This is a genomic window from Pseudomonas sp. ATCC 43928, assembly GCF_005938665.2.
GTDB lineage: Bacteria > Pseudomonadota > Gammaproteobacteria > Pseudomonadales > Pseudomonadaceae > Aquipseudomonas.
On record NZ_CP041753.1, the window covers coordinates 1,269,430 to 1,293,385 of the forward strand.

General features: G+C 59.1%; 24 protein-coding genes and 1 other RNA gene. 19 read left to right on the forward strand and 6 right to left on the reverse strand.

The genetic code is table 11. The features are described 5' to 3' along the window. Position 1: 1 nt before the first annotated feature. Both FFH90_RS05670 and zapE read left to right on the forward strand, forming a co-directional pair. Positions 2 to 1,357, forward strand: a complete 1,356-nt coding sequence (locus FFH90_RS05670; protein ID WP_111455294.1) for a tryptophan--tRNA ligase — start codon at positions 2 to 4, stop codon at positions 1,355 to 1,357. Positions 1,358 to 1,447: 90 nt separating this feature from the next. Next, positions 1,448 to 2,542 (forward strand): cell division protein ZapE, encoded by a 1,095-nt coding sequence (gene zapE / locus FFH90_RS05675; protein ID WP_019582361.1) that lies wholly within the window; start codon positions 1,448 to 1,450, stop codon positions 2,540 to 2,542. 84 nt (positions 2,543 to 2,626) lie between these two features. Here the strand turns inward: zapE and FFH90_RS05680 are convergent, their stop codons facing one another. Continuing rightward, positions 2,627 to 3,523, reverse strand: coding sequence for a GlxA family transcriptional regulator (locus tag FFH90_RS05680; protein ID WP_172901249.1), 897 nt, complete (start codon positions 3,521 to 3,523; stop codon positions 2,627 to 2,629). Between the two features lie 244 nt (positions 3,524 to 3,767). Between FFH90_RS05680 and FFH90_RS05685 the strand changes: the two genes are divergently transcribed. Beyond that, on the forward strand, positions 3,768 to 4,904 hold the full coding sequence (locus FFH90_RS05685; protein WP_018930117.1) for an acyl-CoA dehydrogenase family protein: 1,137 nt from the start codon (positions 3,768 to 3,770) through the stop codon (positions 4,902 to 4,904). Positions 4,905 to 5,033: 129 nt separating this feature from the next. Here FFH90_RS05685 and FFH90_RS05690 read toward each other — a convergent pair whose 3' ends face one another. Beyond that, the gene (locus FFH90_RS05690) at positions 5,034 to 6,074 is read right to left on the reverse strand and encodes an NADP(H)-dependent aldo-keto reductase (RefSeq protein ID WP_111455295.1); all 1,041 of its coding nucleotides are present in this window, start codon (positions 6,072 to 6,074) and stop codon (positions 5,034 to 5,036) included. A 245-nt stretch (positions 6,075 to 6,319) separates the two neighbouring features. On the opposite strand from FFH90_RS05690, the gene rplM reads away from it, so the two are divergent. From rplM to FFH90_RS05725, 7 genes are all read left to right on the forward strand, one after another. Further along, a complete protein-coding gene (rplM, locus tag FFH90_RS05695) occupies positions 6,320 to 6,748 on the forward strand; it encodes a 50S ribosomal protein L13 (RefSeq protein ID WP_007939824.1) in 429 nt (142 codons plus the stop codon). 14 nt (positions 6,749 to 6,762) lie between these two features. Next, on the forward strand, positions 6,763 to 7,155 hold the full coding sequence (gene rpsI, locus FFH90_RS05700) for a 30S ribosomal protein S9 (protein WP_003228056.1): 393 nt from the start codon (positions 6,763 to 6,765) through the stop codon (positions 7,153 to 7,155). A gap of 267 nt (positions 7,156 to 7,422) precedes the next feature. Then, on the forward strand, positions 7,423 to 8,016 hold the full coding sequence (gene petA / locus FFH90_RS05705) for a ubiquinol-cytochrome c reductase iron-sulfur subunit (protein WP_111455296.1): 594 nt from the start codon (positions 7,423 to 7,425) through the stop codon (positions 8,014 to 8,016). Beyond that, positions 8,016 to 9,227: a cytochrome bc complex cytochrome b subunit gene (locus FFH90_RS05710; RefSeq protein ID WP_018930119.1), complete on the forward strand. Its 1,212-nt coding sequence runs from the start codon at positions 8,016 to 8,018 to the stop codon at positions 9,225 to 9,227. The genes petA and FFH90_RS05710 overlap by 1 nt, the downstream gene beginning before the upstream one ends. After that, positions 9,227 to 10,009 carry a cytochrome c1 gene (locus FFH90_RS05715; protein ID WP_018930120.1) on the forward strand — a complete coding sequence of 261 codons (783 nt, stop codon included), beginning with the start codon at positions 9,227 to 9,229 and terminating at the stop codon, positions 10,007 to 10,009. Before FFH90_RS05710 ends, FFH90_RS05715 begins: the two co-directional genes overlap by 1 nt. A 150-nt stretch (positions 10,010 to 10,159) precedes the next feature. Continuing rightward, complete coding sequence (locus tag FFH90_RS05720; RefSeq protein ID WP_007939828.1) at positions 10,160 to 10,777, forward strand: glutathione S-transferase N-terminal domain-containing protein; 618 nt, start codon at positions 10,160 to 10,162, stop codon at positions 10,775 to 10,777. Between the two features lie 16 nt (positions 10,778 to 10,793). Beyond that, the gene (locus FFH90_RS05725) at positions 10,794 to 11,207 is read left to right on the forward strand and encodes a ClpXP protease specificity-enhancing factor (protein WP_064616201.1); all 414 of its coding nucleotides are present in this window, start codon (positions 10,794 to 10,796) and stop codon (positions 11,205 to 11,207) included. A gap of 97 nt (positions 11,208 to 11,304) precedes the next feature. Here FFH90_RS05725 and FFH90_RS05730 read toward each other — a convergent pair whose 3' ends face one another. The 4 genes from FFH90_RS05730 to FFH90_RS05745 form a co-directional block, all read right to left on the reverse strand. Further along, positions 11,305 to 11,883 carry a BON domain-containing protein gene (locus FFH90_RS05730; protein ID WP_018930122.1) on the reverse strand — a complete coding sequence of 193 codons (579 nt, stop codon included), beginning with the start codon at positions 11,881 to 11,883 and terminating at the stop codon, positions 11,305 to 11,307. Beyond that, on the reverse strand, positions 11,880 to 12,473 hold the full coding sequence (locus FFH90_RS05735) for a phosphoheptose isomerase (protein WP_008025961.1): 594 nt from the start codon (positions 12,471 to 12,473) through the stop codon (positions 11,880 to 11,882). Before FFH90_RS05735 ends, FFH90_RS05730 begins: the two co-directional genes overlap by 4 nt. A gap of 104 nt (positions 12,474 to 12,577) precedes the next feature. After that, entirely contained in the window at positions 12,578 to 12,940 is a 363-nt protein-coding gene (locus FFH90_RS05740) for a YraN family protein (protein ID WP_111455297.1), read from the reverse strand. Continuing rightward, entirely contained in the window at positions 12,940 to 14,751 is a 1,812-nt protein-coding gene (locus FFH90_RS05745; protein ID WP_138866835.1) for a penicillin-binding protein activator, read from the reverse strand. The genes FFH90_RS05740 and FFH90_RS05745 overlap by 1 nt, the downstream gene beginning before the upstream one ends. Before the next feature lie 177 nt (positions 14,752 to 14,928). On the opposite strand from FFH90_RS05745, the gene rsmI reads away from it, so the two are divergent. The 9 genes from rsmI (at position 14,929) to mraY (ending at position 23,952) form a co-directional block, all read left to right on the forward strand. Continuing rightward, positions 14,929 to 15,834 carry a 16S rRNA (cytidine(1402)-2'-O)-methyltransferase gene (gene rsmI, locus FFH90_RS05750; RefSeq protein ID WP_018930125.1) on the forward strand — a complete coding sequence of 302 codons (906 nt, stop codon included), beginning with the start codon at positions 14,929 to 14,931 and terminating at the stop codon, positions 15,832 to 15,834. A 76-nt stretch (positions 15,835 to 15,910) separates the two neighbouring features. Further along, positions 15,911 to 16,264: RNase P RNA component class A (gene rnpB / locus FFH90_RS05755), an RNA gene on the forward strand. 354 nt (positions 16,265 to 16,618) lie between these two features. Then, complete coding sequence (gene mraZ, locus FFH90_RS05760; RefSeq protein WP_003205355.1) at positions 16,619 to 17,074, forward strand: division/cell wall cluster transcriptional repressor MraZ; 456 nt, start codon at positions 16,619 to 16,621, stop codon at positions 17,072 to 17,074. Then, positions 17,071 to 18,018 carry a 16S rRNA (cytosine(1402)-N(4))-methyltransferase RsmH gene (rsmH, locus tag FFH90_RS05765; protein ID WP_018930127.1) on the forward strand — a complete coding sequence of 316 codons (948 nt, stop codon included), beginning with the start codon at positions 17,071 to 17,073 and terminating at the stop codon, positions 18,016 to 18,018. Before mraZ ends, rsmH begins: the two co-directional genes overlap by 4 nt. Beyond that, the gene (gene ftsL, locus FFH90_RS05770) at positions 18,015 to 18,308 is read left to right on the forward strand and encodes a cell division protein FtsL (protein WP_003205353.1); all 294 of its coding nucleotides are present in this window, start codon (positions 18,015 to 18,017) and stop codon (positions 18,306 to 18,308) included. Before rsmH ends, ftsL begins: the two co-directional genes overlap by 4 nt. After that, positions 18,308 to 20,047, forward strand: coding sequence for a penicillin-binding protein 2 (locus tag FFH90_RS05775; protein ID WP_018930129.1), 1,740 nt, complete (start codon positions 18,308 to 18,310; stop codon positions 20,045 to 20,047). Before ftsL ends, FFH90_RS05775 begins: the two co-directional genes overlap by 1 nt. Next, positions 20,047 to 21,510, forward strand: a complete 1,464-nt coding sequence (locus FFH90_RS05780; protein WP_018930130.1) for a UDP-N-acetylmuramoyl-L-alanyl-D-glutamate--2,6-diaminopimelate ligase — start codon at positions 20,047 to 20,049, stop codon at positions 21,508 to 21,510. Before FFH90_RS05775 ends, FFH90_RS05780 begins: the two co-directional genes overlap by 1 nt. Then, positions 21,503 to 22,870, forward strand: a complete 1,368-nt coding sequence (gene murF / locus FFH90_RS05785) for a UDP-N-acetylmuramoyl-tripeptide--D-alanyl-D-alanine ligase (RefSeq protein WP_028939846.1) — start codon at positions 21,503 to 21,505, stop codon at positions 22,868 to 22,870. Before FFH90_RS05780 ends, murF begins: the two co-directional genes overlap by 8 nt. Beyond that, a complete protein-coding gene (gene mraY / locus FFH90_RS05790) occupies positions 22,870 to 23,952 on the forward strand; it encodes a phospho-N-acetylmuramoyl-pentapeptide-transferase (protein ID WP_008016698.1) in 1,083 nt (360 codons plus the stop codon). Before murF ends, mraY begins: the two co-directional genes overlap by 1 nt. The last annotated feature ends 4 nt before the right edge of the window (positions 23,953 to 23,956 follow it).

Genomic DNA, 23,956 nt, shown 5'->3' on the forward strand with positions numbered 1-23,956 from the left:
CATGACGACTCGTACCCGTATCCTCACCGGCATCACCACCACCGGCACGCCGCACCTGGGCAATTACGCGGGGGCTATCCGCCCGGCGATTCTTGCCAGCCGCGATAGCAATGCCGATTCGTTCTACTTCCTGGCCGACTACCACGCCCTGATCAAATGCGATGACCCGCTGCGCATCCAGCGCTCGCGTCTGGAAATCGCCGCGACCTGGCTGGCCGGTGGCCTGGACGTGGACCGGGTGACGTTCTATCGCCAGTCCGACATCCCGGAAATCCCGGAGCTGACCTGGCTGCTGACCTGCGTGGCCGCCAAGGGCTTGCTCAACCGCGCCCACGCCTACAAGGCGTCGGTGGACAAGAACGTCGAGAATGGCGAAGACCCGGATGCGGGCATCACCATGGGCCTGTACAGCTACCCGGTGCTGATGGCCGCGGACATCCTGATGTTCAACGCCCACAAGGTGCCGGTCGGTCGTGACCAGATCCAGCACGTGGAAATGGCCCGTGACATCGGCCAGCGCTTCAACCACTTGTTCGGCCAGGGCAAGGAGTTCTTCACCATGCCCGAAGCGCTGATCGAGGAAAGCGTCGCCACGCTGCCAGGCCTCGACGGTCGCAAGATGTCGAAGAGCTACGACAACACCATTCCGTTGTTCAGCAGCGCCAAAGAGATGAAAGACGCGATTTCGCGGATCGTGACCGACTCCCGTGCCCCGGGCGAAGCCAAAGATCCGGACAACTCGCACCTGTTCACCTTGTTCCAGGCTTTCGCTACACCGGCACAAGCCGACGAGTTCCGCAGCGAATTGCTCCAGGGCCTGGGTTGGGGCGAGGCGAAGAATCGCCTGTTCCAGTTGCTGGACAACGAGTTGGGCGAGTCCCGCGAGCGTTATCACCAACTGATCGAGCGTCCGGCGGATCTGGAAGACATCCTGCAACACGGCGCGAAAAAGGCCCGTGCAGTGGCCACGCCGTTCCTCAACGAGTTGCGTGAAGCGGTCGGCCTGCGTTCTTTCGTCGCCCAGACTCAAGTCGCTGCCACCACCAAGAAGAAAGCCGCGAAAGCCGCGCGTTTTGTCAGCTTCCGTGAAGACGATGGCAGTTTCCGCTTCCGTCTGCTGGCAGCCGATGGTGAGCAGCTGCTGCTGTCGCGGCACTTCGCCGATGGCAAAACCGCAGGTCAGGTGACCAAACAACTGCAATCCGGCCAGCCATTGGACGTGCGCAGTGAAGACCTGAACTTCAGCGTCTGGCTGGAAGGCGAGTGCGTGGCCGACAGCCCGGCCTTCGCCGACAGTGCTGCTCGCGATGCTGCCATCGGCGCATTGCGGGTTGCACTGACACCGGTTCAGGAATAAACAACGGTTCGGTCCGACCAAGGGTCGATTGCCATTCCCACGGGCCGTCGCTACAGTGACGGCCCGTTTTTGTTGCCTTGCTAACGAATTATGACGCCCCTAGAACGATACCAAGCTGATCTGAAACGCCCGGAATTCTTCCACGATGCTGCGCAGGAAACGGCAGTGCGTCATTTGCAGCGCCTGTACGACGATCTGGTCGCGGCCTCGCAGAACAAACCGGGCCTGCTCGGCAAACTGTTTGGCAAGAAGGACCAGGCGCCGGTCAAAGGCCTGTACTTCTGGGGTGGCGTGGGTCGCGGCAAGACTTACCTGGTCGACACCTTCTTTGAAGCGCTGCCGTTCAAGGAAAAGACCCGTACTCACTTCCACCGCTTCATGAAGCGCGTGCACGAAGAGATGAAGACTCTGGGCGGCGAGAAAAACCCGCTGACGATCATCGCCAAGCGCTTTTCCGACGAAACGCGAGTGATCTGTTTCGACGAATTCTTCGTCTCCGACATCACCGACGCCATGATCCTTGGCACGCTGATGGAAGAACTGTTCAAGAACGGCGTGACCCTGGTCGCGACCTCGAACATCGTGCCGGACGGTCTGTACAAGGACGGCCTGCAACGTGCGCGCTTCTTGCCGGCCATTGCGCTGATCAAGCAGAACACCGAAATCGTCAACGTCGACAGCGGCGTCGATTACCGTCTGCGTCACCTCGAGCAAGCGGAGCTGTTCCACTTCCCGCTGGATGAAGCCGCCCAGGAAAGCCTGCGCAAGAGTTTCCGGGCCCTGACGCCGGAATGCACGGCTGCCGTCGAGAACGACGTGCTGATGATCGAGAACCGTGAAATCCGCGCCGTGCGCACTTGCGATGACGTGGCCTGGTTCGACTTCCGCGAACTGTGCGACGGCCCGCGCAGCCAGAACGACTACATCGAACTGGGCAAGATCTTCCATGCCGTGTTGCTCAGCGGCGTCGAGCAGATGAGCGTCACCACCGACGACATCGCCCGACGTTTTATCAACATGGTCGACGAGTTCTACGACCGCAACGTGAAGCTGATCATCTCCGCCGAAGTCGAGCTTAAAGACCTCTACACCGGCGGTCGCCTGACCTTCGAGTTCCAGCGCACGCTTAGCCGCTTGCTGGAAATGCAGTCTCACGAATTCCTGTCCCGGGCGCACAAGCCGTAGGACATTTCGGAAAATAAAAAGGGCCTGCATTGCAGGCCCTTTTTTATGCGCGCTGAAGAGCCAATCTGGATTGGTGTCCAGCCCTTAAGCTGCTTGTTGAAACTGCTGCCGATACTGATTCGGCGACAACTCCGTATGCTGGCGGAACAGCCGGGCGAAGAAGCTCGCATCGTCGTATCCGACTTCATAGCTGATGGTCTTGATGCTCTTGCGGCTGCCGGACAACAAGCCCTTGGCGGTCTCGATGCGCAGGCGTTGCAGGTAATGCAGCGGTTTATCGCCGGTCGCGGTCTGGAAGCGTCGCATGAAGTTGCGGATGCTCATGCCGTGTTCGCGGGCCACGTCTTCGAAGCGGAATTTATCGGCGAAGTGTTCTTCGAGCCAATGCTGGATCTGCAGGATGATCACATCCTGGTGCAGTTTTTGCCCGCCGAAACCGATCCGCCCCGGCGCATAGCTGCGTTGCACTTCGTAGAGAATGTCGCGGGCCACGGCCTGGGCCACGTTGGCACCGCAAAAGCGCTCGATCAGGTAAATGTAGAGGTCGCAGGCCGAGGTGGTGCCGCCGGCGCAATACAGGTTGTCGGCGTCGGTCAGGTGTTTGTCCTGGTTGAGGTGAACCTGAGGGAAGCGCTCGGCGAAAGCATTGAAGAAGCGCCAGTACGTGGTCGCTTCCTTACCGTTGAGCAGCCCGGCTTCGGCGAGCCAGAACACCCCCGTGGCCTCGCCACACAGCACTGCCCCGCGGGCGTGTTGTTCGCGCAGCCACGGCAGGACCTGTGGATAACGTTTGCAGAGCGTGTCGAAATCGTCCCAGAAGGCGGGGAGGATGATGACGTCGGCATTTTCCAGGCCGCCGTCCACCGGCATGATCACGTCGCTGAAGCTGTTCACCGGTTTGCCGTCGGGGCTGACCAGTCGGGTTTCGAACGCCGGTGTCAGGCCGTGGCCCAGTTGTTTGCCATAGCGCAGGCTGGCCAGATGGAAGAAATCCTTGGCTTGCATGAGAGTGGAAGCGAAAACCCGGTCGATAGCCAGGATGCTGATGCGCCGCAAGGGCTTGGAGGCTTGGTTAGACATAATTCAACTTTATTCTTATAGGGGAAAGTGGTCACCAGACGGCTGGATCGTCTTATTTTTTGTCGGATGTGTCCAGTGTCCTGTATCGGAAGCGAGGCTTAGTCTCTGAAGATCAATTCCGTCTGACAATAACGACAGGTGACGCATGATCCCCAGAACCTTGTTCAGCCCCGAGCACGAACTTTTTCGCGACAGCGTGCGAACGTTCCTCGAAAAAGAGGCCGTGCCGTTCCATGGGCAATGGGAGAAACAAGGCTATATCGACCGCAATCTCTGGAACAAGGCGGGGGAGGCGGGGATGCTCTGTTCGCATCTGCCGGAAGAATACGGCGGGCTGGGGGCAGACTTTCTCTATAGCGCAGTGGTGATCGAGGAGGTCGGTCGTCTGGGGCTGACCGGGATCGGATTTTCTCTTCATTCGGACATTGTTGCGCCTTATATCCTGCATTACGGCAGTGAGGCGCTGAAACACAAATACCTGCCCAAGCTGGTGTCTGGCGAGATGGTCACTGCGATCGCCATGACCGAGCCGGGTGCTGGCTCCGACCTGCAGGGGGTGAAGACTACCGCGGTGCTGGAGGGCGACGAATACGTGATCAACGGTTCGAAGACTTTCATCACCAACGGCTTTCTCGCTGACCTGGTGATCGTCGTGGCCAAGACTGATCCGAAAGCGGGGGCGAAGGGCACCAGTCTGTTTCTGGTGGAGGCCAACACGCCGGGTTTCGCCAAGGGCAAGCGCCTGGAAAAGGTCGGCATGAAGGCTCAAGATACCTCGGAGCTGTTCTTCCAGGACGTTCGGGTGCCCAAGGAAAACCTGTTGGGCCAAGCGGGGATGGGCTTCGCTTACCTGATGCAGGAATTACCGCAGGAGCGCTTGACGGTCGCGGTGGGAGGCTTGGCGTCAGCCGAAGCGGCGTTGCAGTGGACGCTGGATTACACCCGTGAGCGCAAGGCTTTCGGCAAGGCCATCGCCGACTTCCAGAACACCCGCTTCAAGCTCGCTGAAATGGCGACCGAGATCCAGATCGGCCGGGTTTTCGTCGATCGCTGCCTGGAACTGCATCTGCAAGGCAAGCTCGACGTGCCGACGGCGGCGATGGCCAAGTACTGGGGCACCGACCTGCAATGCAAGGTGCTCGACGAATGCGTGCAGTTGCATGGCGGTTACGGATTCATGTGGGAATACCCGATCGCCCGGGCATGGGCGGATGCGCGGGTGCAGCGGATTTATGCCGGGACCAATGAAATCATGAAGGAGATTATTGCGCGGTCGCTGTAATGCAGCGTGATCGTTCCCATGCTCTGCGTGGGAATGCCGCCATGGACGCTCTGCGTCCGCTTCGGAAGTGACGCGGAGCGTCACGGGATGCATTCCCACGCAGAGCGTGGGAACGATCGTCGACGTAAGTTACGGCGCAGGATTCGGCTGATCCTGGTGAATCGCCTCAATGCCTGCCAGCACTTCATCCGACAGCTTCAAATTGATGCTGGCAATGTTGCTGTCCAGTTGCTCAAGCGTGGTGGCGCCAATGATGTTGCTGGTCACGAATGGCTGTTGTGTGACGAATGCCAGCGCCATCTGCGCCGGGTCCAGGCCGTGTTGACGGGCCAGTGCCACGTAACGACTGCACGCTGCTTCCGACTGTGGGTTGAAATAGCGGCTGAAGCGGCTGTAGAGGCTCAGGCGACCTTTGGGCGGACGCGCGCCACCTTCGTACTTGCCCGACAGAAAGCCGAACGCCAGTGGCGAGTAGGCCAGCAAGCCACATTGTTCGCGGATGGCAATTTCCGCCAGGCCGACTTCGAAGCTGCGATTGAGCAGGTTGTAGGGGTTCTGGATGGATACCGCGCGGGGCCAGCCACGGGCTTCGGCGAGGGCAAGGAAGCGCATGGTGCCCCACGGGGTTTCGTTGGACAGGCCGATGTGGCGGATCTTGCCAGCCTTGACCTGTTCGTCCAGCGCTTCGAGGGTGTCCTCCAGTGGCGTCAGATTGGCTTCGATCTTGTGTTTGTAACCGAGCTGGCCAAAGAAATTGGTACTGCGTTCCGGCCAGTGCAGTTGATAGAGGTCGATGTAATCGGTCTGCAAGCGCTTGAGGCTGGCGTCCACGGCTTCGCTGATGTGTTGGCGGTTGTGCCGCAGGTTTTTGTCGCGAATGTAGTCGATGGTGTTGCCGGGGCCGGCGATCTTGCTCGCCAGGATCCAGTCGGCGCGATCGCCGCGACTTTTGAAGTAGTTGCCGATGTAGCGTTCGGTGGTGGCGTAGGTTTCGGCCTTGGGCGGCACCGGGTACATCTCGGCGGTGTCGATGAAATTGATCCCGGCGCCCTTGGCGCGTTCGATCTGGGCGAAGGCTTCAGTCTCACTGTTTTGCTCGCCCCAGGTCATGGTGCCGAGGCAGATGGCGCTCACGTTCAGATCGGTACGGCCTAGCTGGCGATAGTCCATCGGGTGCTCCTTGGGCAAAACAATCATAAAAGCAGGTTGAAATATTTTTCGCAATCTGCATAATTGCGCACCTCTTTCTGCAGTGGAAGTGATGCGCCGCCGCCGAAGAATCTTGCCGTTGAACGGACGCGCCGACCCGAGCCCCCGAAAGCGTCTGTATCCGGCTGCCTTTGACTTGTCAAAGTACGCACTATTCAGTAAGATCCGCCGTCTAATTTACAGGGCGGCCCCTGAGGCTATAAAGAATGAAAACTTTTACTGCTAAACCGGAAACAGTAAAGCGCGACTGGTTTGTCGTCGACGCTGCTGGTCAGACCCTGGGTCGTCTGGCCACTGAAATCGCGAGCCGTCTGCGTGGCAAGCACAAGGCTGAGTACACTCCTCACGTTGACACTGGCGACTACATCGTCGTAATCAACGCTGAGCAAGTACGTGTTACTGGCGCTAAAACCACTGACAAAATGTACTACTCCCACTCCGGTTTCCCGGGCGGCATCAAGTCGATCAACTTCGAAAAGCTGATCGCTAAAGCCCCTGAGCGCGTGATCGAGACCGCGGTCAAAGGCATGCTGCCTAAGAACCCGCTGGGTCGCGACATGTATCGTAAGCTGAAAGTCTATGCGGGCGCTGCTCACCCTCATACTGCTCAGCAGCCCCAAGAACTGAAGTTTTAACGGAATAGTTCATTATGTCGGCGACTCAAAATTACGGCACTGGCCGTCGCAAGACTGCAACCGCACGCGTTTTCCTGCGTCCGGGCACTGGTAACATCTCCATCAACAACCGTTCGCTGGATAATTTCTTCGGCCGCGAAACTGCCCGCATGGTAGTTCGTCAGCCGCTGGAATTGACTGAGACTGTCGAGAAGTTCGACATCTACGTCACCGTGATCGGCGGTGGTGTAAGTGGTCAAGCTGGCGCAATCCGCCACGGTATCACTCGCGCTCTGATGGACTACGACGAAACTCTGCGCTCTGCTCTGCGCAAAGCTGGCTTCGTAACCCGCGATGCACGTGAAGTTGAACGTAAGAAAGTCGGTCTGCGTAAAGCGCGTAAGCGTCCGCAGTACTCGAAGCGTTAATTCGCTTTCACGTTCAAAAAGAACGCCCAGTTTCCTTGCGAAGCTGGGCGTTTTTTTATGGGCGCTATTTATCAACGAATTGCGCTGTGACAACTTGCCACATCCGCAGAGGCCCTATACTACAAGGCTTGGCAGTGGAGCCCTTCGGTAATTACCTTGTCAGAATTGGGGCTTTTCATTACCATTCGGCAAAATTTTTATAAGTTCAGATTTTTACTTAGTAGACGCCTGATTTAACAGGCCACAAAGCTGATGGGAGAGGACTGAATGAGCAATGACGGCGTGAATGCAGGCCGGCGTCGCTTCTTGGTAGCAGCCACATCCGTGGTGGGTGCTGCAGGAGCGGTGGGGGCTGCGGTCCCGTTCGTGGGGTCATGGTTTCCCAGTGCCAAGGCGAAAGCCGCAGGTGCACCGGTGAAAGTGAATGTCAGCAAAATCGAGCCAGGCCAGCAAATGATTGCTGAGTGGCGCGGCCAGCCGGTGTTCATCGTCCGCCGTACCGAGGAAATCCTGGGGAATCTGAAAAAGATTGAGGGCCAGCTGTCTGACCCCGCCTCCAAGAGCTCGACGCAACCGACCTATGTCGACCCGCAGACGCGTTCGATCAAGCCAGAAGTCCTGCTGCTGATCGGTATCTGCACTCACCTGGGGTGCTCGCCGACCTTCCGTCCGGAAGTGGCACCTGCCGATCTGGGCAAGGATTGGGTCGGGGGCTACTTCTGCCCTTGCCACGGTTCCCACTACGATTTGGCTGGCCGCGTCTACAAGTCGCAACCCGCGCCTTTGAACCTGCCAGTTCCCCCGCATTCCTATGAGACCGATGACATCATTGTCGTTGGCGTCGATACGGAGAAAGCGTGATGAGCAAGTTCATGGATTGGGTTGATGCGCGCTTTCCCGCGACCAAAATGTGGGAAGACCATCTCAGTAAGTATTACGCCCCGAAGAACTTCAACTTCTTCTATTTCTTTGGCTCCCTGGCGCTGCTCGTTCTGGTCAACCAGATCGTTACCGGTGTCTGGCTGACCATGAGCTATACCCCGTCGGCGGAAGAAGCATTCGCTTCCGTCGAATACATCATGCGCGACGTCGAGTACGGCTCGATCCTGCGTCTGCTGCACTCCACTGGCGCTTCGGCGTTCTTCATCGTGGTTTATCTGCACATGTTCCGTGGCCTGCTCTACGGTTCGTACCAGAAGCCGCGTGAGCTGGTGTGGGTGTTCGGCATGCTGATCTACCTGGCGCTGATGGCTGAAGCCTTCATGGGTTACCTGCTGCCGTGGGGCCAGATGTCCTACTGGGGCGCCCAGGTGATCATCTCGCTGTTCGGTGCGATCCCGGTCATCGGAAACGACCTGACCCAGTGGATCCGTGGTGACTACCTGATTTCCGGTATTACCCTGAACCGTTTCTTCGCCTTGCATGTGGTTGCCTTGCCGATCGTGATCCTTGGCCTGGTGGTGCTGCACATTCTGGCGTTGCACGAAGTGGGTTCGAACAACCCGGACGGCGTGGACATCAAGAAACACAAAGACGAAAACGGCGTACCGCTGGACGGCATTGCTTTCCATCCGTACTACACCGTGAAAGATATCGTCGGCGTGGTGGTGTTCCTGTTCATCTTCTGCGCGATCGTGTTCTTCTTCCCGGAAATGGGCGGCTACTTCCTCGAGAAGCCGAACTTTGAAGTGGCGAACGCCTTCAAGACCCCTGAGCACATCGCTCCGGTCTGGTACTTCACGCCGTTCTACGCGATTCTGCGGGCAGTTCCGGACAAGCTCCTGGGTGTTGTTGCCATGGGTGCTTCGATTGCCTTGCTGTTCGTCCTGCCCTGGCTTGACCGTAGCCCGGTCAAGTCCATGCGCTACAAGGGCTGGCTGAGCAAGATCTGGCTCTGGGTATTCTGCATCTCCTTCGTGATTCTTGGCTGGCTGGGCGTCATGGCGCCTACCCCGGAACGTACGTTGCTGTCGCAGGTTTGTACCTTCCTGTACTTCGCCTACTTCATTCTGATGCCGTTCTACACCAGGCTCGAGAAGACCAAACCGGTTCCGGAAAGGGTGACTGGCTGATGAAAAAACTATTTGCTGTACTGATTCTTGCTGCTCTGCCAGCACTGTCCTTCGCGGCCGAACACGGCGGCCCAGAGCTGGAAAAAGTCGACATCGACGTTTCCGACAAGGCTGCCATGCAGGATGGCGCACGTACGTTCGCCAACTATTGCATGGGCTGCCACAGTGCCAAGTTCCAGCGCTACGAGCGTGTCGCCGATGACCTGGGCATTCCTCACGAGCTGATGCTCGAGAAGCTGGTGTTCACTGGCGCCAAGATCGGCGACCACATGAGCATCGGCATGCAGCCGGCTGACGCCAAGACCTGGTTTGGTGCGGCGCCACCCGACCTGACACTGGTGGCTCGCGTTCGTGGCACGGATTGGCTCTATGGCTACCTGCGTTCGTTCTATGAAGACCCGTCGCGTCCATGGGGCGTGAACAACAAGGTGTTCCCGAACGTCGGCATGCCTAACGTTCTGGTCGGCTTGCAGGGTCGCCAGGTGGTAGGCTGTAAACAGGTTCAAGTCGTCGATGACGGCAAGAAGCAGTTCGATCCGCTGACCGGCACCGCTTTGACTCATGAAGCCTGCGATCAACTGACCGTATTGCCGAAAACCGGCACGCTGACCGAAGAGCAGTTCAACGAGAAGGTCAAGAATCTGGTGACCTTCCTGGCCTACTCGGCCAACCCGGTGAAGCTGCAGCATCAGCGCATCGGTACCTATGTGTTGCTGTACCTGGCGTTCTTCTTCGTATTCGCTTACTTGCTCAAGCGTGAATACTGGAAAGACGTCCATTGATAACGTTGTAAGCCATTGCTGTTAATCGCACGCGCCCAGGGGCGTCTCTGAAGGTGTAACGAGTCTGGTGATCCAGGCGTTACGGGAGGCGCCCTCTGGGCGCGCGTGTTTTTCCGTTTTCGATAATTTCAACAAGCGAGGAGGACCGCCATGGGCGTGACCAATCGGTTGGCCTGTTACTCCGACCCCGCCGACCACTATTCCCACCGAGTGCGCATCGTACTTGCAGAGAAGGGTGTCAGCGCCGAGATCATTTACGTGGAGGCTGGTCGTCAGCCGCCTAAACTGATTGAAGTGAACCCTTACGGAAGCCTGCCCACCCTGGTCGATCGTGACCTGGCGTTGTGGGAGTCGACCGTGGTGATGGAATATCTGGATGAGCGTTACCCGCATCCGCCACTACTGCCGGTTTATCCTGTGGCGCGTGCCAACAGCCGTCTGCTGATTCATCGCATTCAGCGTGACTGGTGTGGCCTGGTGGATCTGATTCTGGATTCGCGGACCAAGGAAGCAGCTCGCGTGGTGGCTCGTAAAGAGCTGCGCGAAAGCCTGACAGGCGTGTCGCCGCTATTCGCCGACAAGCCGTTTTTCCTCAGTGAGGAACAAAGTCTGGTGGATTGCTGCCTACTACCAATACTCTGGCGATTGCCGATTTTGGGTATAGAACTGCCGCGGCCTGCCAAGCCGCTGCTTGATTACATGGAGCGCCAGTTTGCGCGTGAGGCTTTCCAGGCGAGTCTGTCTGGTGTCGAACGCGATATGCGCTAAGGCTTAAGGAGCCGCTATGAACTCCAGTCGACCTTATCTGGTCCGCGCGCTCTACGAGTGGATTGTGGACAACGATTGCACCCCGCACATGCTGGTCAATTCCGAGTATCCGTCGGTGCAGGTGCCTCAGGGTTTTGCCAGTGACGGGCAGATTGTCCTGAACGTATCCCCGGCAGCCGTGCGTCATTTGCACATGGATAACGAGGCGGTCAGTTTCGAGGGGCGCTTCGGTGGCGTGCCACACACCCTGTACGTGCCTATCGCGTCGATCCTGGGCATTTACGCTCGGGAGAACGGCCAGGGCATGGTGTTCGATATGGAATCGCCGCTAGAGGACGAGGAAGACATCGAGCCGGATGATGATATCCCGCCACCCGACAGCGAGCCGCCGCGTCCCAGCGGTCGACCCAGTTTGAAGGTGGTGAAGTAATAAAAAAGGCGATCCGCAAGGATCGCCTTTTTTATTACTGTAGGAGCCAGGCTTGCCGGCGAAGGCGATCTCAAGGATGCCATCGCGTAAGCAAGTATCAGTCGATGTACTCAAACAGCTTCACAATCTTCTGCACGCCAGAAACGCCTTGCACCAGATTGGTCGCCTGCGCCGCTTCCTGCTTGGTCAGCAGGCCGAGCAGATAAACGATGCCGTTCTCGGTCACAACCTTGATGCGCGAGCCCGGGATGGAGGGATCGGTGAGCATCTGAGTCTTGATCTTGGTGGTCAGCCAGGTGTCGTTCTGGCGTGCCAGCAGCGAGGAGGGCTGCAGCACTTGCAGTTCGTTGTGCACCTTCTTCACGCGCTGAACGGAGGCGGCGACCTGTTCGGCCTTGGCCTTGAGGTCGGCGCGCGGGGTTTGCCCGGCGAGCAACACAACACCGTTGAAGCTGGTTACGACGATGTGCGAATCGTTGTCCAGGGCCGGATCGGCCTTGGCGATGTTCACGCCGACCTTGGTGTCGATCAGAGAATCGTCGATCTTGCTGCCGAAGGTGCGCGTACCGCGGTCATCTTCGATCGGCGCTTCACGGCTGGCGTTAACCACTGATGTGCAGCCGCTGATGCCGAGGCACAGGGTCAAGGCCAGAAGGCTTAGGCGATTAGGGGTCATTCTTCACTCCCGAACAGTTGGCTGTCGATCAGATCGCAAAGGCAATGGATCGCCAGCAGGTGGACTTCCTGAATACGTGCAGTGACATTGGCCGGTACGCGAATCTCGACGTCTTCAGGCAATAGCAGCGATGCCATGCCGCCGCCATCGCGACCCGTCAATGCTACGACAATCATTTCGCGATCATGTGCGGCCTGGATCGCTTGAATAATGTTCGCCGAGTTGCCGCTGGTGGAAATCGCCAGCAATACGTCGCCCGGCTGGCCGAGGGCGCGGATCTGTTTGGAGAAGATTTCGTTGTAGCTGTAATCGTTGGCAATCGAGGTGATCGTCGAGCTGTCGGTGGTCAGCGCAATGGCTGGCAGGCTCGGACGTTCACGCTCGAAGCGATTGAGCAGCTCGGACGAAAAGTGCTGTGCATCGCCGGCGGAGCCACCGTTGCCGCACGAAAGCATTTTGCCCTCGTTGAGCAGGGCGTTGACCATCACCTGGCTGGCTTGCTCGATGTGCGGTGCAAGTACGTCCATCGCCATTTGCTTGGTGTCGATACTGGCCTGAAAAAGCTGGCGAATTCGGGATTGCATGTCCATCTGTGTGACCTTAATTAGCGCGGCTACTTGGCACATGAAAGTGCAGCCCGCAAAGCAAAGAGCAAAAGTGTTGGGTGTAGGTGTCCGGTTCGGGGCGCAAGCGATCAGCAGTCGAAGGCATTTTGCATCCAGTTCAACTGATCGAGGCTGCTGTCGATGGCAACCACGTCGAAGCGGCAGGGGGAATCGGCCCAACGCGACTCGCGCTGAAGAAAATACTGCGCGGCGAAAATCAGTTTCTGCCGTTTGCGCTCATCGATGCTATCGAGCGCGCCACCCCATTGGGTGTTTTTTCTGTAGCGGACTTCGACGAATACTACTGTATCGCCATCAAGCATGACCAGATCAAGCTCGCCGCGTTTACATAACCAGTTCTGCGCCAGCAGGCGCAGACCTTGTTGCTGAAGATGCTCGAGCGCATGGCGCTCGGCATCCTTACCGCTTTGCTGGCGTGACCTGTCGGGCATCAGTGCGAGGTGTCCGGCAGGCGTTGAACCTGACCGTTGACGAACTCTGCCCATGGCAACTGACGCACGACCCGTTGATTCTGAGTCATGCCCAGGCTGCCCGATTGACCTTCGATGCGGCTGTCCGGCAAGGCCTTGAGTTGCCCCAGGCGTGGTGCCAGGCGATAGGCGTCAACGCCCATCGCGTATAGACGGCCCAGGCTGCCAGCGGCTTGTGGCCATTGTGCGGTGACCTGTTTGCGCAGCGGGTCGTTGGCATCCAGCAGCCATGGGGTTTCGCAGAAGCGAATACCGTTCATGTCGTTGTACTGGTTCTGGTCGCCGCTGGCGCTGAACACGTGGGAGGTGGCGTAAACCGGCACGTCACCCGCGTACTGGAAGTTCAGGGTCGGTTTGATCTGTTGAGCCTGTTGCGGCGTCGCGGCCAGGAAGATGAACTCGATGTCCTGACGACGCGAAGGCTGGGCGGCTACCTGTGAGCCAACGGTGTTTTGCAGGCTCTTGGCGCGGCCTTCGCTCTGACGCAGCTGGAACATGTCGGCAATTTGCTGGGCCAGTTGCACCGGTTGGTCGACGCGCTCGGTCGCGACAATGCTGCCGCCGTTGGCTTGCCAATCCTGGCTGAATGCTCTGAGTACGCGGTCACCCCATTCGCCTTTCGGCACCATGATGGCGGCACGATGCAGGCCATCGGCGCGCGCACGACGGGATACTTCGCGGGCTTCGTCTTCAGCGGCAAGGCCGAATTGGAACAGCTGGGGCGGACCTTGTTCGCCTTCGCTGTAGTTCAGCGCCAGGGTGGTGATCGGTAGTTGCGGGCGAGCGCTGAGCTGTTTGACCAGCGGTTTTTCCAGCGGCCCGACCACCAATTGCACGCCGTCGGCCTGGGCCTTGCGATAGAACTCGTCAAGGGAGGTCAGGCGCGAGCTGTCATAGAACTCGATGGCTGGCGGCTTCTGCCCGGCTTGTTGCGCCTGGTAGTGTGCGGCCATGAAACCTTCGCGCAATGCTTTGCCGACCGAGGCCAGCGGGCCGTCTTGCGGCAGCAGCAGGGCAATCTTGCTCAGGGGCTGGCTGGCCAGATCCTTGAGTTTGGTCAATGGCAGCGGCAGCTGGATGGCGGCCGGGTGCTTTGGATTGTTCGCGCGCCAGTTGTCGATCGCGGCTTGCTGCTGTTCCAGGGTGCCGGCTGTTTTCACTGCCCGGGCCAGGCTCAGCCAGCCGCCGAGGTCGTCGTCGGTGGTCGGCTGCAATTGATCGGTCGGCAGTGAAGCGATCAGGGTCCAGATCGCTTCGTGGTTTTTGCTCGCAGCTTGATCGCTCAGCATGGGGGCGATGAAAATGCGCTCCCGTGCGGCGGCCAGGGTCTGACCGTCGGCCTCAAGGGCGCGGGCATGGACGGTGCCGGTGCGAACCTGTTGTTCGGCTGGCAGTTCGCTCAGGCGTTGCAGGCTCGGATGGCTCAGGGCCGTCAGCGCCGCTTTGGGCTGATTGCGCACCATGGCCAATTCAGCCGCCAGGGTGCTGGCGAAGACCTGTTGGCCAGGCTTGAGTTGTTCCATCGGTACTTGTTGCAGAATTTGCGCGGATTGGCCGGCATTGCCCTGACGATAAGCCAGGTCTGCCGCGCTCAAGCGCAGCAAGGCTGCCTTGTCCGGCGTTTTACTTTGAGTGGCCTGTTCGAGCAGTTGCTCGACACTGGCATCCGGGGTCCGTGGAAGTTCGCCAAGGCTGGAGGAGGGCGAGCTGGCGCAAGCCGCCAGCAAGGCAGCGAGGCAGAGGGCAGAGAACAGCCGCAGGCAAGCGATCATGTAAGTGTTCCTGATACTCGATCAAATAAGCGTGGAATTGTACCCAAGCGCTGGCCGGGGCGCGATGTTACTGGCGTGAATCGATCAATTTAGCTCATGCAAATGTTGCGACACTGCACAAAAGGCTGGAAAACCGAGGGTTGCTTGCAGGTATCGCGAATGTCGCTACGCGCTACAATGGCGGCTTTTACCGATCATGAGGTGTGCGCTTTGACTGCTCCAGGTGCTTTGAATTCCGCTGCTGGCTCGCTTTATGTGGTGGCGACGCCCATCGGCAACCTGGACGACATCAGTGCGCGTGCGCTGAAGATCCTGCGCGAGGTTTCGTTGATTGCTGCCGAAGACACTCGCCATTCCCAGCGATTGATGCAGCACTTCGGTATCCCCACGCCGCTGGCGGCCTGCCATGAACACAACGAGAGGGATGAAGGCAGTCGCTTTATCACTCGCTTGCTCGCTGGCGACGATGTGGCATTGATCTCCGATGCCGGGACACCGCTGATTTCCGATCCGGGTTATCACCTGGTGCGTCAGGCCCGTGCCGCAGGGATCAATGTGGTGCCGGTTCCGGGGGCCTGTGCATTGATTGCGGCGCTCTCGGCGGCGGGGTTGCCATCGGACCGTTTCATCTTCGAAGGGTTTCTACCGGCCAAGGCTGTCGGCCGACGTGCTCGCCTGGAACTGATAAAAGAAGAGCCGCGCACGCTGATTTTTTATGAAGCTCCACACCGCATCCTTGAATGCCTGCAAGACATGGAGCTGGTATTCGGCGCCGATCGTCCGGCATTGCTGGCGCGCGAGTTGACCAAGACCTTCGAAACCCTTAAAGGCTTGCCGCTGGCCGAGCTGCGCGAGTTCGTCGAATCGGACAGCAACCAGCAGCGCGGCGAGTGCGTAGTGCTGGTCGCTGGCTGGTCTGCTCCCGAGACTGAGGACGCTGTCAGCAGCGAAGCCATGCGTATTCTCAATCTGCTGCTTGAAGAAATGCCGCTCAAGCGTGCGGCGGCATTGGCGGCGCAAATTACTGGCGAGCGCAAGAATGTGCTCTATCAGGTTGCGCTGGATAAGCAGAAGGGCGAGTAAAAAAGCGACGCGCAGCGCTGGCCAGAGGCTTTTAGAGCTTGTTCTTCGACCGCTCTGCCGTTAATCTTCGCGGCGGAGAGTCGATCGGACAGTCGCTGCCCTCTATGAAAATTAGAGGGGGGAGGAAAGTCCGGGCTCCATAGGGCGAAGTGCCAGGTAATGCCTGGGAGGCGTGAGCCTACGGAAAGTGCCACAGAAAATAACCGCCTAAGCGCTTCGGCGCCGGTAAGGGTGAAAAGGTGCGGTAAGAGCGCACCGCACGTCTGGCAACAGTTCGTGGCTAGGTAAACCCCACTTGGAGCAAGACCAAATAGGGTCCCAAGGCGTGGCCCGCGCTGGGACCGGGTAGGTTGCTAAAGATGTCCAGTGATGGCCATCGTAGACGAATGACTGTTCAAGACAGAACCCGGCTTACAGATCGACTCTCCACCTTTTTTTCTCTCTGCTTCAATCATTGGCAGCGATATGCGTAATGGCAGTTTCCCTCCCTGCTGAATCAATAGCAGAAGCGCTTTTGTAATACCGAAAAAATCTTACTCTTAACAAACTACTTTAACTTCTGAACGCAGCCTTCTGTGCTGATTCAAGTTATTGAACGAATTCATCCGCCAGATTCTCGTTTCCCCTCCTTTTACACTCCTAAATCTCCGTTCTGTAAGGCTTTTCCTTCTATCCGCGCCTTGACGGTGTGGTGGGCGCATTCCTATAGTGTGCGCAAGTGGCGGAAAGTGGCATGAAGTGGGTTTTTTGAGCGCAAAACGCTAATATTTGGAGAAACGCTGACGTGTTTCGCGGAGCTAACGCTATCAGTCTCGATGCAAAGGGCCGTCTCGCCATGCCGAGCCGGTACCGTGACGAGCTCGTTTCGCGTAGTTCCGGTCAATTAATCGTCACCATCGATGCCGTTGATCCGTGTTTGTGTGTTTATCCCCTCGATGAGTGGGAAATTATCGAAACCAAACTGCGTGCACTGCCTTCGCTTCGCGAAGAAAACCGCCGCCTGCAACGTTTACTGATTGGTAATGCCGTCGACCTCGAGCTCGATGGCAGTGGTCGTTTTCTGGTCCCGCCGCGTCTTCGCGAATATGCCAAGTTGGATAAGCGCGCAATGTTGGTAGGCCAACTGAACAAGTTCCAATTGTGGGACGAGGATGCCTGGAATGCGGTTTCTGCCGCTGACCTGGCTGCTATTCAACAACCGGGCGCCATGCCTGATGAACTGCGTGATTTGATCCTGTGACTATTGATAGCGGCTTTAACCACATCACCGTACTGCTTGACGAAGCCGTCGAGGCTCTCGCCGTACGTCCTGATGGCTGCTATCTGGACGGCACGTTCGGACGCGGCGGACATAGCCGGTTGATCCTCAGCAAGCTCGGGCCCGATGGTCGGTTGCTCGGGTTCGACAAAGATCCTCAAGCGATTGCCACCGGGCAAACGCTAGCGGCCGAAGACGGCCGCTTTGTCGTTGTACAGCGCAGCTTTGCCGAGCTCGGTTCGGAAGTCGCCGAACGCGGTCTGGCCGGCAAGGTCAGCGGTGTTCTGCTTGACCTGGGCGTGTCTTCGCCTCAGCTCGACGACCCTGAGCGCGGCTTCAGTTTTCTCAACGACGGCCCGTTGGACATGCGAATGGACCCGTCCCGCGGGATCAGCGCCGCCGAGTTCGTCAATACCGCGCCGGTGGAGGAAATCGCCCGGGTGTTCAAGGAATACGGCGAAGAACGTTTCTCCGGCCGCATGGCGCGTGCCGTGGCCGAACGTCGCGACATCAAGCCGTTCGAGCGCACTGCCGATCTGGCAGAAGTGCTGAAAGTCGCCAACCCTGCATGGGAAAAGGGCAAGAACCCGGCCACCCGTGCATTCCAGGGGCTGCGTATTCACGTCAACAACGAGCTGGGCGATCTGGAAGCCGGTCTCGAAGCCGCTCTGGAGTGCCTGGAAGTCGGCGGTCGCCTGGTGGTGATCAGCTTCCACTCGCTGGAAGACCGCATCGTCAAACTGTTCATGCGTAAACTGGTGAAAGGCGAAGCCGACAACCTGCCGCGCAACTTGCCGGTCCGTCACGTCGCCTTCGAACCGAAAATCAAAGTCCATGGCAAAGCGCAGTCCGCCTCCGAGGCCGAACTCAAAGCCAACCCACGTTCCCGTAGCGCCATCATGCGCGTCGCGGAGAAACTGCGGTGAGCAAGCTTTTCGCCAAACCACTTCCCGGCGGAAGCTTTTTCATGCTGCTGCTGTTTATCGGTGTGCTCGTGTCGGCCATCGGCGTGTCCTATAGCGCGCACTGGAACCGTCAGCTGTTGAATTCGCTGTACAACGAATTGAGCGTGCGCGACAAGGCGCAGGCGGAGTGGGGCCGGTTGATTCTCGAACAAAGCACCTGGACCGCCCACAGCCGTATCGAAGTGTTGGCGACCGAACAACTGAAGATGCGCATTCCTGGCGCTGCTGAAGTGCAGATGGTGGCGCCATGATGAAACTCGAAGGTGCACTTTTCCCGTGGCGATTCCGTCTGGTGCTGGGCTTGCTCGGCATCATGGTGGTGGCGATTTCCTGGCGCATCATTGATCTGCAAGTGGTCGACCGTGACTTCCTTAAAGGTCAGGGCGACGCGCGCAGTGTTCGTCATATTCCAATCCCGGCTCACCGTGGTCTGATCACCGACCGTAACGGCGAGCCGTTGGCCGTGAGTACCCCGGTCACCACCCTGTGGGCCAACGCCAAGGAAATGCAACTGGCCAAAGAGAAATGGCCGGCACTGGCGGCTGCCTTGGGGCAGGATCCCAAAGCCCTGGCCGAACGTCTCGAAGCCCAGGCCAACAAAGAATTCATCTACCTGGTGCGCGGGCTGACCCCTGAGCAGGGCCAGGCTGTGCTCGATCTGAAAGTGCCGGGCGTTTATGGCATCGAAGAGTTCCGGCGTTTCTACCCGGCGGGTGAAGTCACCGCCCACATGGTCGGCTTTACCGACATCGACGATCACGGACGCGAAGGCGTCGAGCTGGCCTACGACGAATGGCTGGCCGGGGTGCCCGGCAAGCGACAGGTCATCAAGGACCGGCGCGGCCGGCTGATCAAAGATGTCCAGGTCACCAAAAACGCCAAGGCCGGCAAGCCCTTGGCGTTGTCCATTGACCTGCGCCTGCAATACCTGGCCAACCGCGAACTGCGCAACGCGATCATCGAGAACGGCGCCAAGGCCGGTAGCCTGGTGATCATGGACGTGAAGACCGGCGAGATTCTCGCCATGGTCAACCAGCCGACCTACAACCCGAACAACCGTCGCAACCTGCAACCGGCGATGATGCGCAACCGCGCGATGATCGACGTGTTCGAGCCGGGTTCGACCATGAAAGCGATCTCCATGAGCGCCGCGATCGAAACCGGGCGCTGGAAACCGAGCGACACCGTCGAGGTGTACCCGGGCAGTTTGCAGATTGGTAAATACACCATCAAGGACGTATCCAAGACCGAAGGTCCGGTGCTCGACCTGACCGGTATCCTGATCAATTCCAGTAACGTCGGCATGAGTAAGGTCGCGTTCGATATCGGTGGCGAAACGATTTTCCGTCTGGCACAGAAAGTTGGCCTCGGCCAGGACACCGGCTTGGGTTTCCCGGGTGAGCGCGTCGGCAACCTGCCGAACTACCGCGAATGGCGCAAGGCTGAAACCGCCACTCTGTCCTACGGCTACGGTATTTCCGTGACCGCGATCCAGTTGGTCCACGCCTTCTCGGCCCTGGCCAACAATGGTCGCCTCGCGCCGTTGACCCTGATCAAAACCGACAAGGCGCCGCAAACCACTCAGGTGCTGCCGGAAGCCGTCGCGAAAACCATGCAAGGCATGCTGCAACAAGTGATCGAAGCCCCGCGCGGCGTATTCCGTGCGCAGGTGCCGGCGTATCACGTGGGCGGCAAGTCGGGTACTGCGCGTAAGACGTCGGTCGGAACCAAAGGCTACGCCGAGAACTCCTACCGCTCGCTGTTCGCCGGTTTCGGCCCGATGAGCGACCCGCGTTACGCGATCGTGGTGGTGATCGACGAACCGACCAAGGCCGGTTACTTCGGTGGTCTGGTATCGGCGCCGGTGTTCAGCAAAGTGATGTCCGGGACCTTGCGCCTGATGAACATCACCCCGGACAACCTGCCAGCCACTCAACAAGCGAACGCCGCACCGGTCGTTCCGCTGAAAGCTAATGGAGGGCGCGGCTGATGTCGCTGAGCCTGAACAAGATTTTCGCCCACGCCGGCCATGATCTATTGATCCGCGAATTGGCGCTGGACAGCCGTAACGTACGGGCAGGTGATTTGTTCCTTGCGGTCCCTGGTGGCAAGTTCGACGGTCGTGCGCACATCGCCGACGCCTTGCAGCGCGGTGCTGCCGCCGTGGCTTATGAAGTCGAAGGCGCGACCGTGCTGCCGATTACCGACGTGCCGCTGATTCCGGTCAAAGGCCTGGCGGCGCAGCTGTCGGATATCGCCGGGCGCTTTTACGGCGACCCGAGCCGTCACATGAACCTGATCGGCGTGACCGGCACCAACGGTAAAACCAGCGTGACCCAGTTGGTCGCGCAAGCCTTGGATTTGCTCGGTCAACACTGCGGTATCGTTGGCACTTTGGGCTCCGGTTTCCATGGCGCGCTGGAAAGCGGCTTGCACACCACGCCGAACCCGATTGCGCTGCAAGCAACCCTCGCCGACCTGAAAAAGGCCGGTGCCAAAGCCGTGGCCATGGAAGTCTCTTCCCATGGGCTGGATCAGGGCCGCGTAACCGCGCTGGCCTTCGATGTGGCGGTGATGACCAACCTGTCGCGCGATCATCTGGATTACCACGGCACCATGCAGGCCTATGGCGAAACCAAGGCCAAGTTGTTTGCCTGGAATGATCTGAAGTGCCGGGTGGTCAACCTCGACGACGATTTTGGCCGGCAACTGGCGGCTGATGAGGGTGAGTCGCGGTTGATCACTTACAGCCTGGAAGACTCCCGCGCTTACCTGTATTGCCGCGAAGCGCAGTTCAGTGACGAAGGCGTGCGCGCCACGCTTGTTACGCCGCAGGGCGAACACCATTTGCGCAGCACCTTGCTCGGCCGTTTCAACCTGAGCAACGTGTTGGCCGCGGTCGGTGCCTTGCTCGGTCTGGACTATGCGCTGGACGAAATCCTCAACGTGCTGCCGAAACTCGAAGGCCCGGCCGGTCGCATGCAGCGTCTGGGCGGCGGCACTCAGCCGTTGGTGGTGGTCGATTACGCCCACACGCCGGATGCGCTGGAAAAAGTCTTGATGGCCCTGCGTCCTCACGCCAAAGGCCGGTTGCTGTGCCTGTTCGGTTGCGGCGGTGATCGCGATCGCGGCAAGCGTCCGCTGATGGCTGAAGTGGTCGAGCGTCTGGCCGATGGTGTGCTGGTCACCGACGACAACCCGCGCACCGAAGACCCCGCCGCGATTTTCGACGACATCCGCGCCGGTTTCACCGCTGTGGATAAAGTCACCTTCGTCGCCGGTCGTGGCCAGGCGATTGCCCAGTTGATCGCCAGCGCTTCGGCGGATGACGTGATTGTCCTGGCCGGTAAAGGTCATGAGGACTATCAGGAAATCAACGGTGAGCGTCTCGCTTTCTCCGATCTGGTCGAGGCCGATCATGCCCTGACCGCGTGGGAGGTGGCCCATGCTTAAAGCCTTGAAACTGAGCGAACTGACCGGCGCACTGAATGCCCGTCTGATCTCCGTCGATGCCAGCTTCGATGGTGTCAGCATCGACAGCCGCGCGATCAAGCCCGGCCAGCTGTTTATTGCTCTGGCCGGTCCGCGTTTCGATGGCCATGACTACCTGAATGACGTCGCCGCCAAAGGCGCCGTGGGTGCACTGGTCGAGCGCGAAGTGGCCGACAGCTCGCTGCCGCAACTGCTGGTCAAGGACACCCGCCAGGCCCTCGGCCAGTTGGGTGCGATCAACCGTGCCGCGTTCACTCAGCCGGTCGCGGCCGTTACCGGCTCCAGCGGCAAGACCACGGTCAAGGAAATGCTGGCAAGCATCCTGCGCACGCGCGGTCCGGTGCTGGCGACCCGTGGCAACCTGAACAATGACCTCGGCGCTCCGCTGACCCTGCTCGAACTGGCGCCGGAACACACCGCCGCCGTGATCGAACTCGGCGCTTCGCGCATTGGCGAGATTGCCTACACCGTCGCCATGACCAAACCCCACGTGGCCATCATCAACAACGCCGGGACCGCCCACGTTGGTGAGTTCGGCGGGCCGGAAAAAATCGTCGAAGCCAAGGGCGAGATTCTCGAAGGGCTGGATGCCGATGGCATCGCCGTGCTGAATCTCGACGACAAGGCCTTCGACATCTGGAAGACCCGTGCCGCCGGTCGAAAAGTGCTGACTTTTGCCCTGAGCAACGTCAACGCCGATTTCCATGCCAGCGACCTGGACCGCGATGCCCGCGGTTGCCCGGCGTTCAACCTGCACAGCCCTGAAGGTGTGGAGCGGGTTCAGCTGAATCTGCTCGGCACCCATAACGTCGCCAATGCCATGGCCGCTGCCGCTGCCGCGCATGCTTTGGGTGTGTCGCTGTTCGGCATCGCCACCGGCCTTGGCGCGGTGCAACCGGTCAAGGGACGCACCGTCGCGCAACTGGCGCCTAACGGCATGCGCGTAATCGATGACACATACAACGCGAACCCCACCTCTATGTGCGCCGCCGTTGATATACTCGCCGGCTTTTCCGGTCGCACCGTTTTGGTGCTCGGGGATATCGGCGAGTTGGGCGCGTGGGCAGAGCAGGGGCACCGCGATGTGGGCGATTACGCCCGCGGCAAGGTTTCCGCGCTTTACGCCGTCGGGCCAATGATGGCTCACGCCGTGAACGCTTTCGGCGAGCAGGCCTTTCACTTCAGCACACAGGCTGAACTGATCAAGGCCCTGGAAGCCGAGCAGGACACAAACACTACCTTTTTGATCAAGGGCTCGCGCAGCGCTGCGATGGAAAACATCGTTGCCGCTTTGTGCGGGACCAGTCTGGAGAAACATTAATGCTGCTGCTGCTAGCGGAGTATCTGCAACAGTTCTACAAAGGCTTCGCGGTCTTTCAGTACCTGACCCTGCGCGGGATTCTCGGTGTACTGACCGCGCTGGTCTTGTCGCTGTGCTATGGCCCGTGGATGATCCGCACTCTGCAGAACCGTCAGATCGGTCAATCCGTTCGCAACGACGGCCCGCAATCGCACCTGTCGAAGTCAGGCACCCCGACCATGGGCGGCGCGCTGATTCTTTCCTCCATCGGCGTCAGCACCTTGCTTTGGGCTGACCTGACCAACCGTTACGTTTGGGTCGTGTTGTTGGTGACCCTGCTATTCGGCGCCATCGGCTGGGTTGACGACTATCGCAAAGTCATCGAGAAAAACTCCCGCGGCCTTCCGAGCCGCTGGAAGTATTTCTGGCAGTCGGTGTTCGGCCTGGGCGCGGCGATCTTCCTTTATATGACTGCCGCGACGCCGGTGGAAACCACCCTGATCCTGCCGATGCTCAAGGACTACAGCATTCCGCTGGGCGCAGGTTTCATCGTCCTGACCTATTTCGTGATTGTCGGCTCGAGCAACGCGGTCAACCTGACCGACGGCCTCGACGGTCTGGCGATCATGCCCACCGTGATGGTCGGCGGCGGCCTGGGGATCTTCTGCTACCTGTCGGGTAACGTGAAGTTCGCCGAATACCTGCTGATTCCTTACGTACCGGGCGCGGGCGAGCTGATTGTGTTCTGCGGCGCCTTGATCGGTGCTGGCCTGGGCTTCCTCTGGTTCAACACCTATCCGGCACAAGTCTTCATGGGCGACGTTGGCGCGCTGGCGCTGGGTGCGGCCCTGGGCACCATCGCAGTGATCGTCCGTCAGGAAATCGTCCTGTTCATCATGGGCGGTGTGTTCGTGATGGAGACCCTGTCAGTCGTCATTCAGGTTGCCTCCTTTAAGCTGACCGGTCGCCGTGTGTTCCGCATGGCACCGATTCACCACCACTTTGAACTCAAGGGCTGGCCCGAGCCGCGCGTGATCGTCCGTTTCTGGATCATCACCGTGATTCTCGTGTTGATCGGCCTTGCCACCCTGAAGCTGAGGTAGAACG

Coding starts and splice junctions, on each gene's coding strand:
- FFH90_RS05670 (WP_111455294.1), top strand. CDS start 2: ATGACGACTCGTACCCGTATCCTCACCGGCATCACCACCACCGGCACG.
- zapE (WP_019582361.1), top strand. CDS start 1,448: ATGACGCCCCTAGAACGATACCAAGCTGATCTGAAACGCCCGGAATTC.
- FFH90_RS05685 (WP_018930117.1), top strand. CDS start 3,768: ATGATCCCCAGAACCTTGTTCAGCCCCGAGCACGAACTTTTTCGCGAC.
- FFH90_RS05690 (WP_111455295.1), bottom strand. CDS start 6,074: ATGGACTATCGCCAGCTAGGCCGTACCGATCTGAACGTGAGCGCCATC.
- rplM (WP_007939824.1), top strand. CDS start 6,320: ATGAAAACTTTTACTGCTAAACCGGAAACAGTAAAGCGCGACTGGTTT.
- rpsI (WP_003228056.1), top strand. CDS start 6,763: ATGTCGGCGACTCAAAATTACGGCACTGGCCGTCGCAAGACTGCAACC.
- petA (WP_111455296.1), top strand. CDS start 7,423: ATGAGCAATGACGGCGTGAATGCAGGCCGGCGTCGCTTCTTGGTAGCA.
- FFH90_RS05710 (WP_018930119.1), top strand. CDS start 8,016: ATGAGCAAGTTCATGGATTGGGTTGATGCGCGCTTTCCCGCGACCAAA.
- FFH90_RS05715 (WP_018930120.1), top strand. CDS start 9,227: ATGAAAAAACTATTTGCTGTACTGATTCTTGCTGCTCTGCCAGCACTG.
- FFH90_RS05720 (WP_007939828.1), top strand. CDS start 10,160: ATGGGCGTGACCAATCGGTTGGCCTGTTACTCCGACCCCGCCGACCAC.
- FFH90_RS05725 (WP_064616201.1), top strand. CDS start 10,794: ATGAACTCCAGTCGACCTTATCTGGTCCGCGCGCTCTACGAGTGGATT.
- FFH90_RS05730 (WP_018930122.1), bottom strand. CDS start 11,883: ATGACCCCTAATCGCCTAAGCCTTCTGGCCTTGACCCTGTGCCTCGGC.
- FFH90_RS05735 (WP_008025961.1), bottom strand. CDS start 12,473: ATGGACATGCAATCCCGAATTCGCCAGCTTTTTCAGGCCAGTATCGAC.
- FFH90_RS05740 (WP_111455297.1), bottom strand. CDS start 12,940: ATGCCCGACAGGTCACGCCAGCAAAGCGGTAAGGATGCCGAGCGCCAT.
- FFH90_RS05745 (WP_138866835.1), bottom strand. CDS start 14,751: ATGATCGCTTGCCTGCGGCTGTTCTCTGCCCTCTGCCTCGCTGCCTTG.
- rsmI (WP_018930125.1), top strand. CDS start 14,929: ATGGCGGCTTTTACCGATCATGAGGTGTGCGCTTTGACTGCTCCAGGT.
- FFH90_RS05775 (WP_018930129.1), top strand. CDS start 18,308: ATGAAACTCGAAGGTGCACTTTTCCCGTGGCGATTCCGTCTGGTGCTG.
- FFH90_RS05780 (WP_018930130.1), top strand. CDS start 20,047: ATGTCGCTGAGCCTGAACAAGATTTTCGCCCACGCCGGCCATGATCTA.
- murF (WP_028939846.1), top strand. CDS start 21,503: ATGCTTAAAGCCTTGAAACTGAGCGAACTGACCGGCGCACTGAATGCC.
- mraY (WP_008016698.1), top strand. CDS start 22,870: ATGCTGCTGCTGCTAGCGGAGTATCTGCAACAGTTCTACAAAGGCTTC.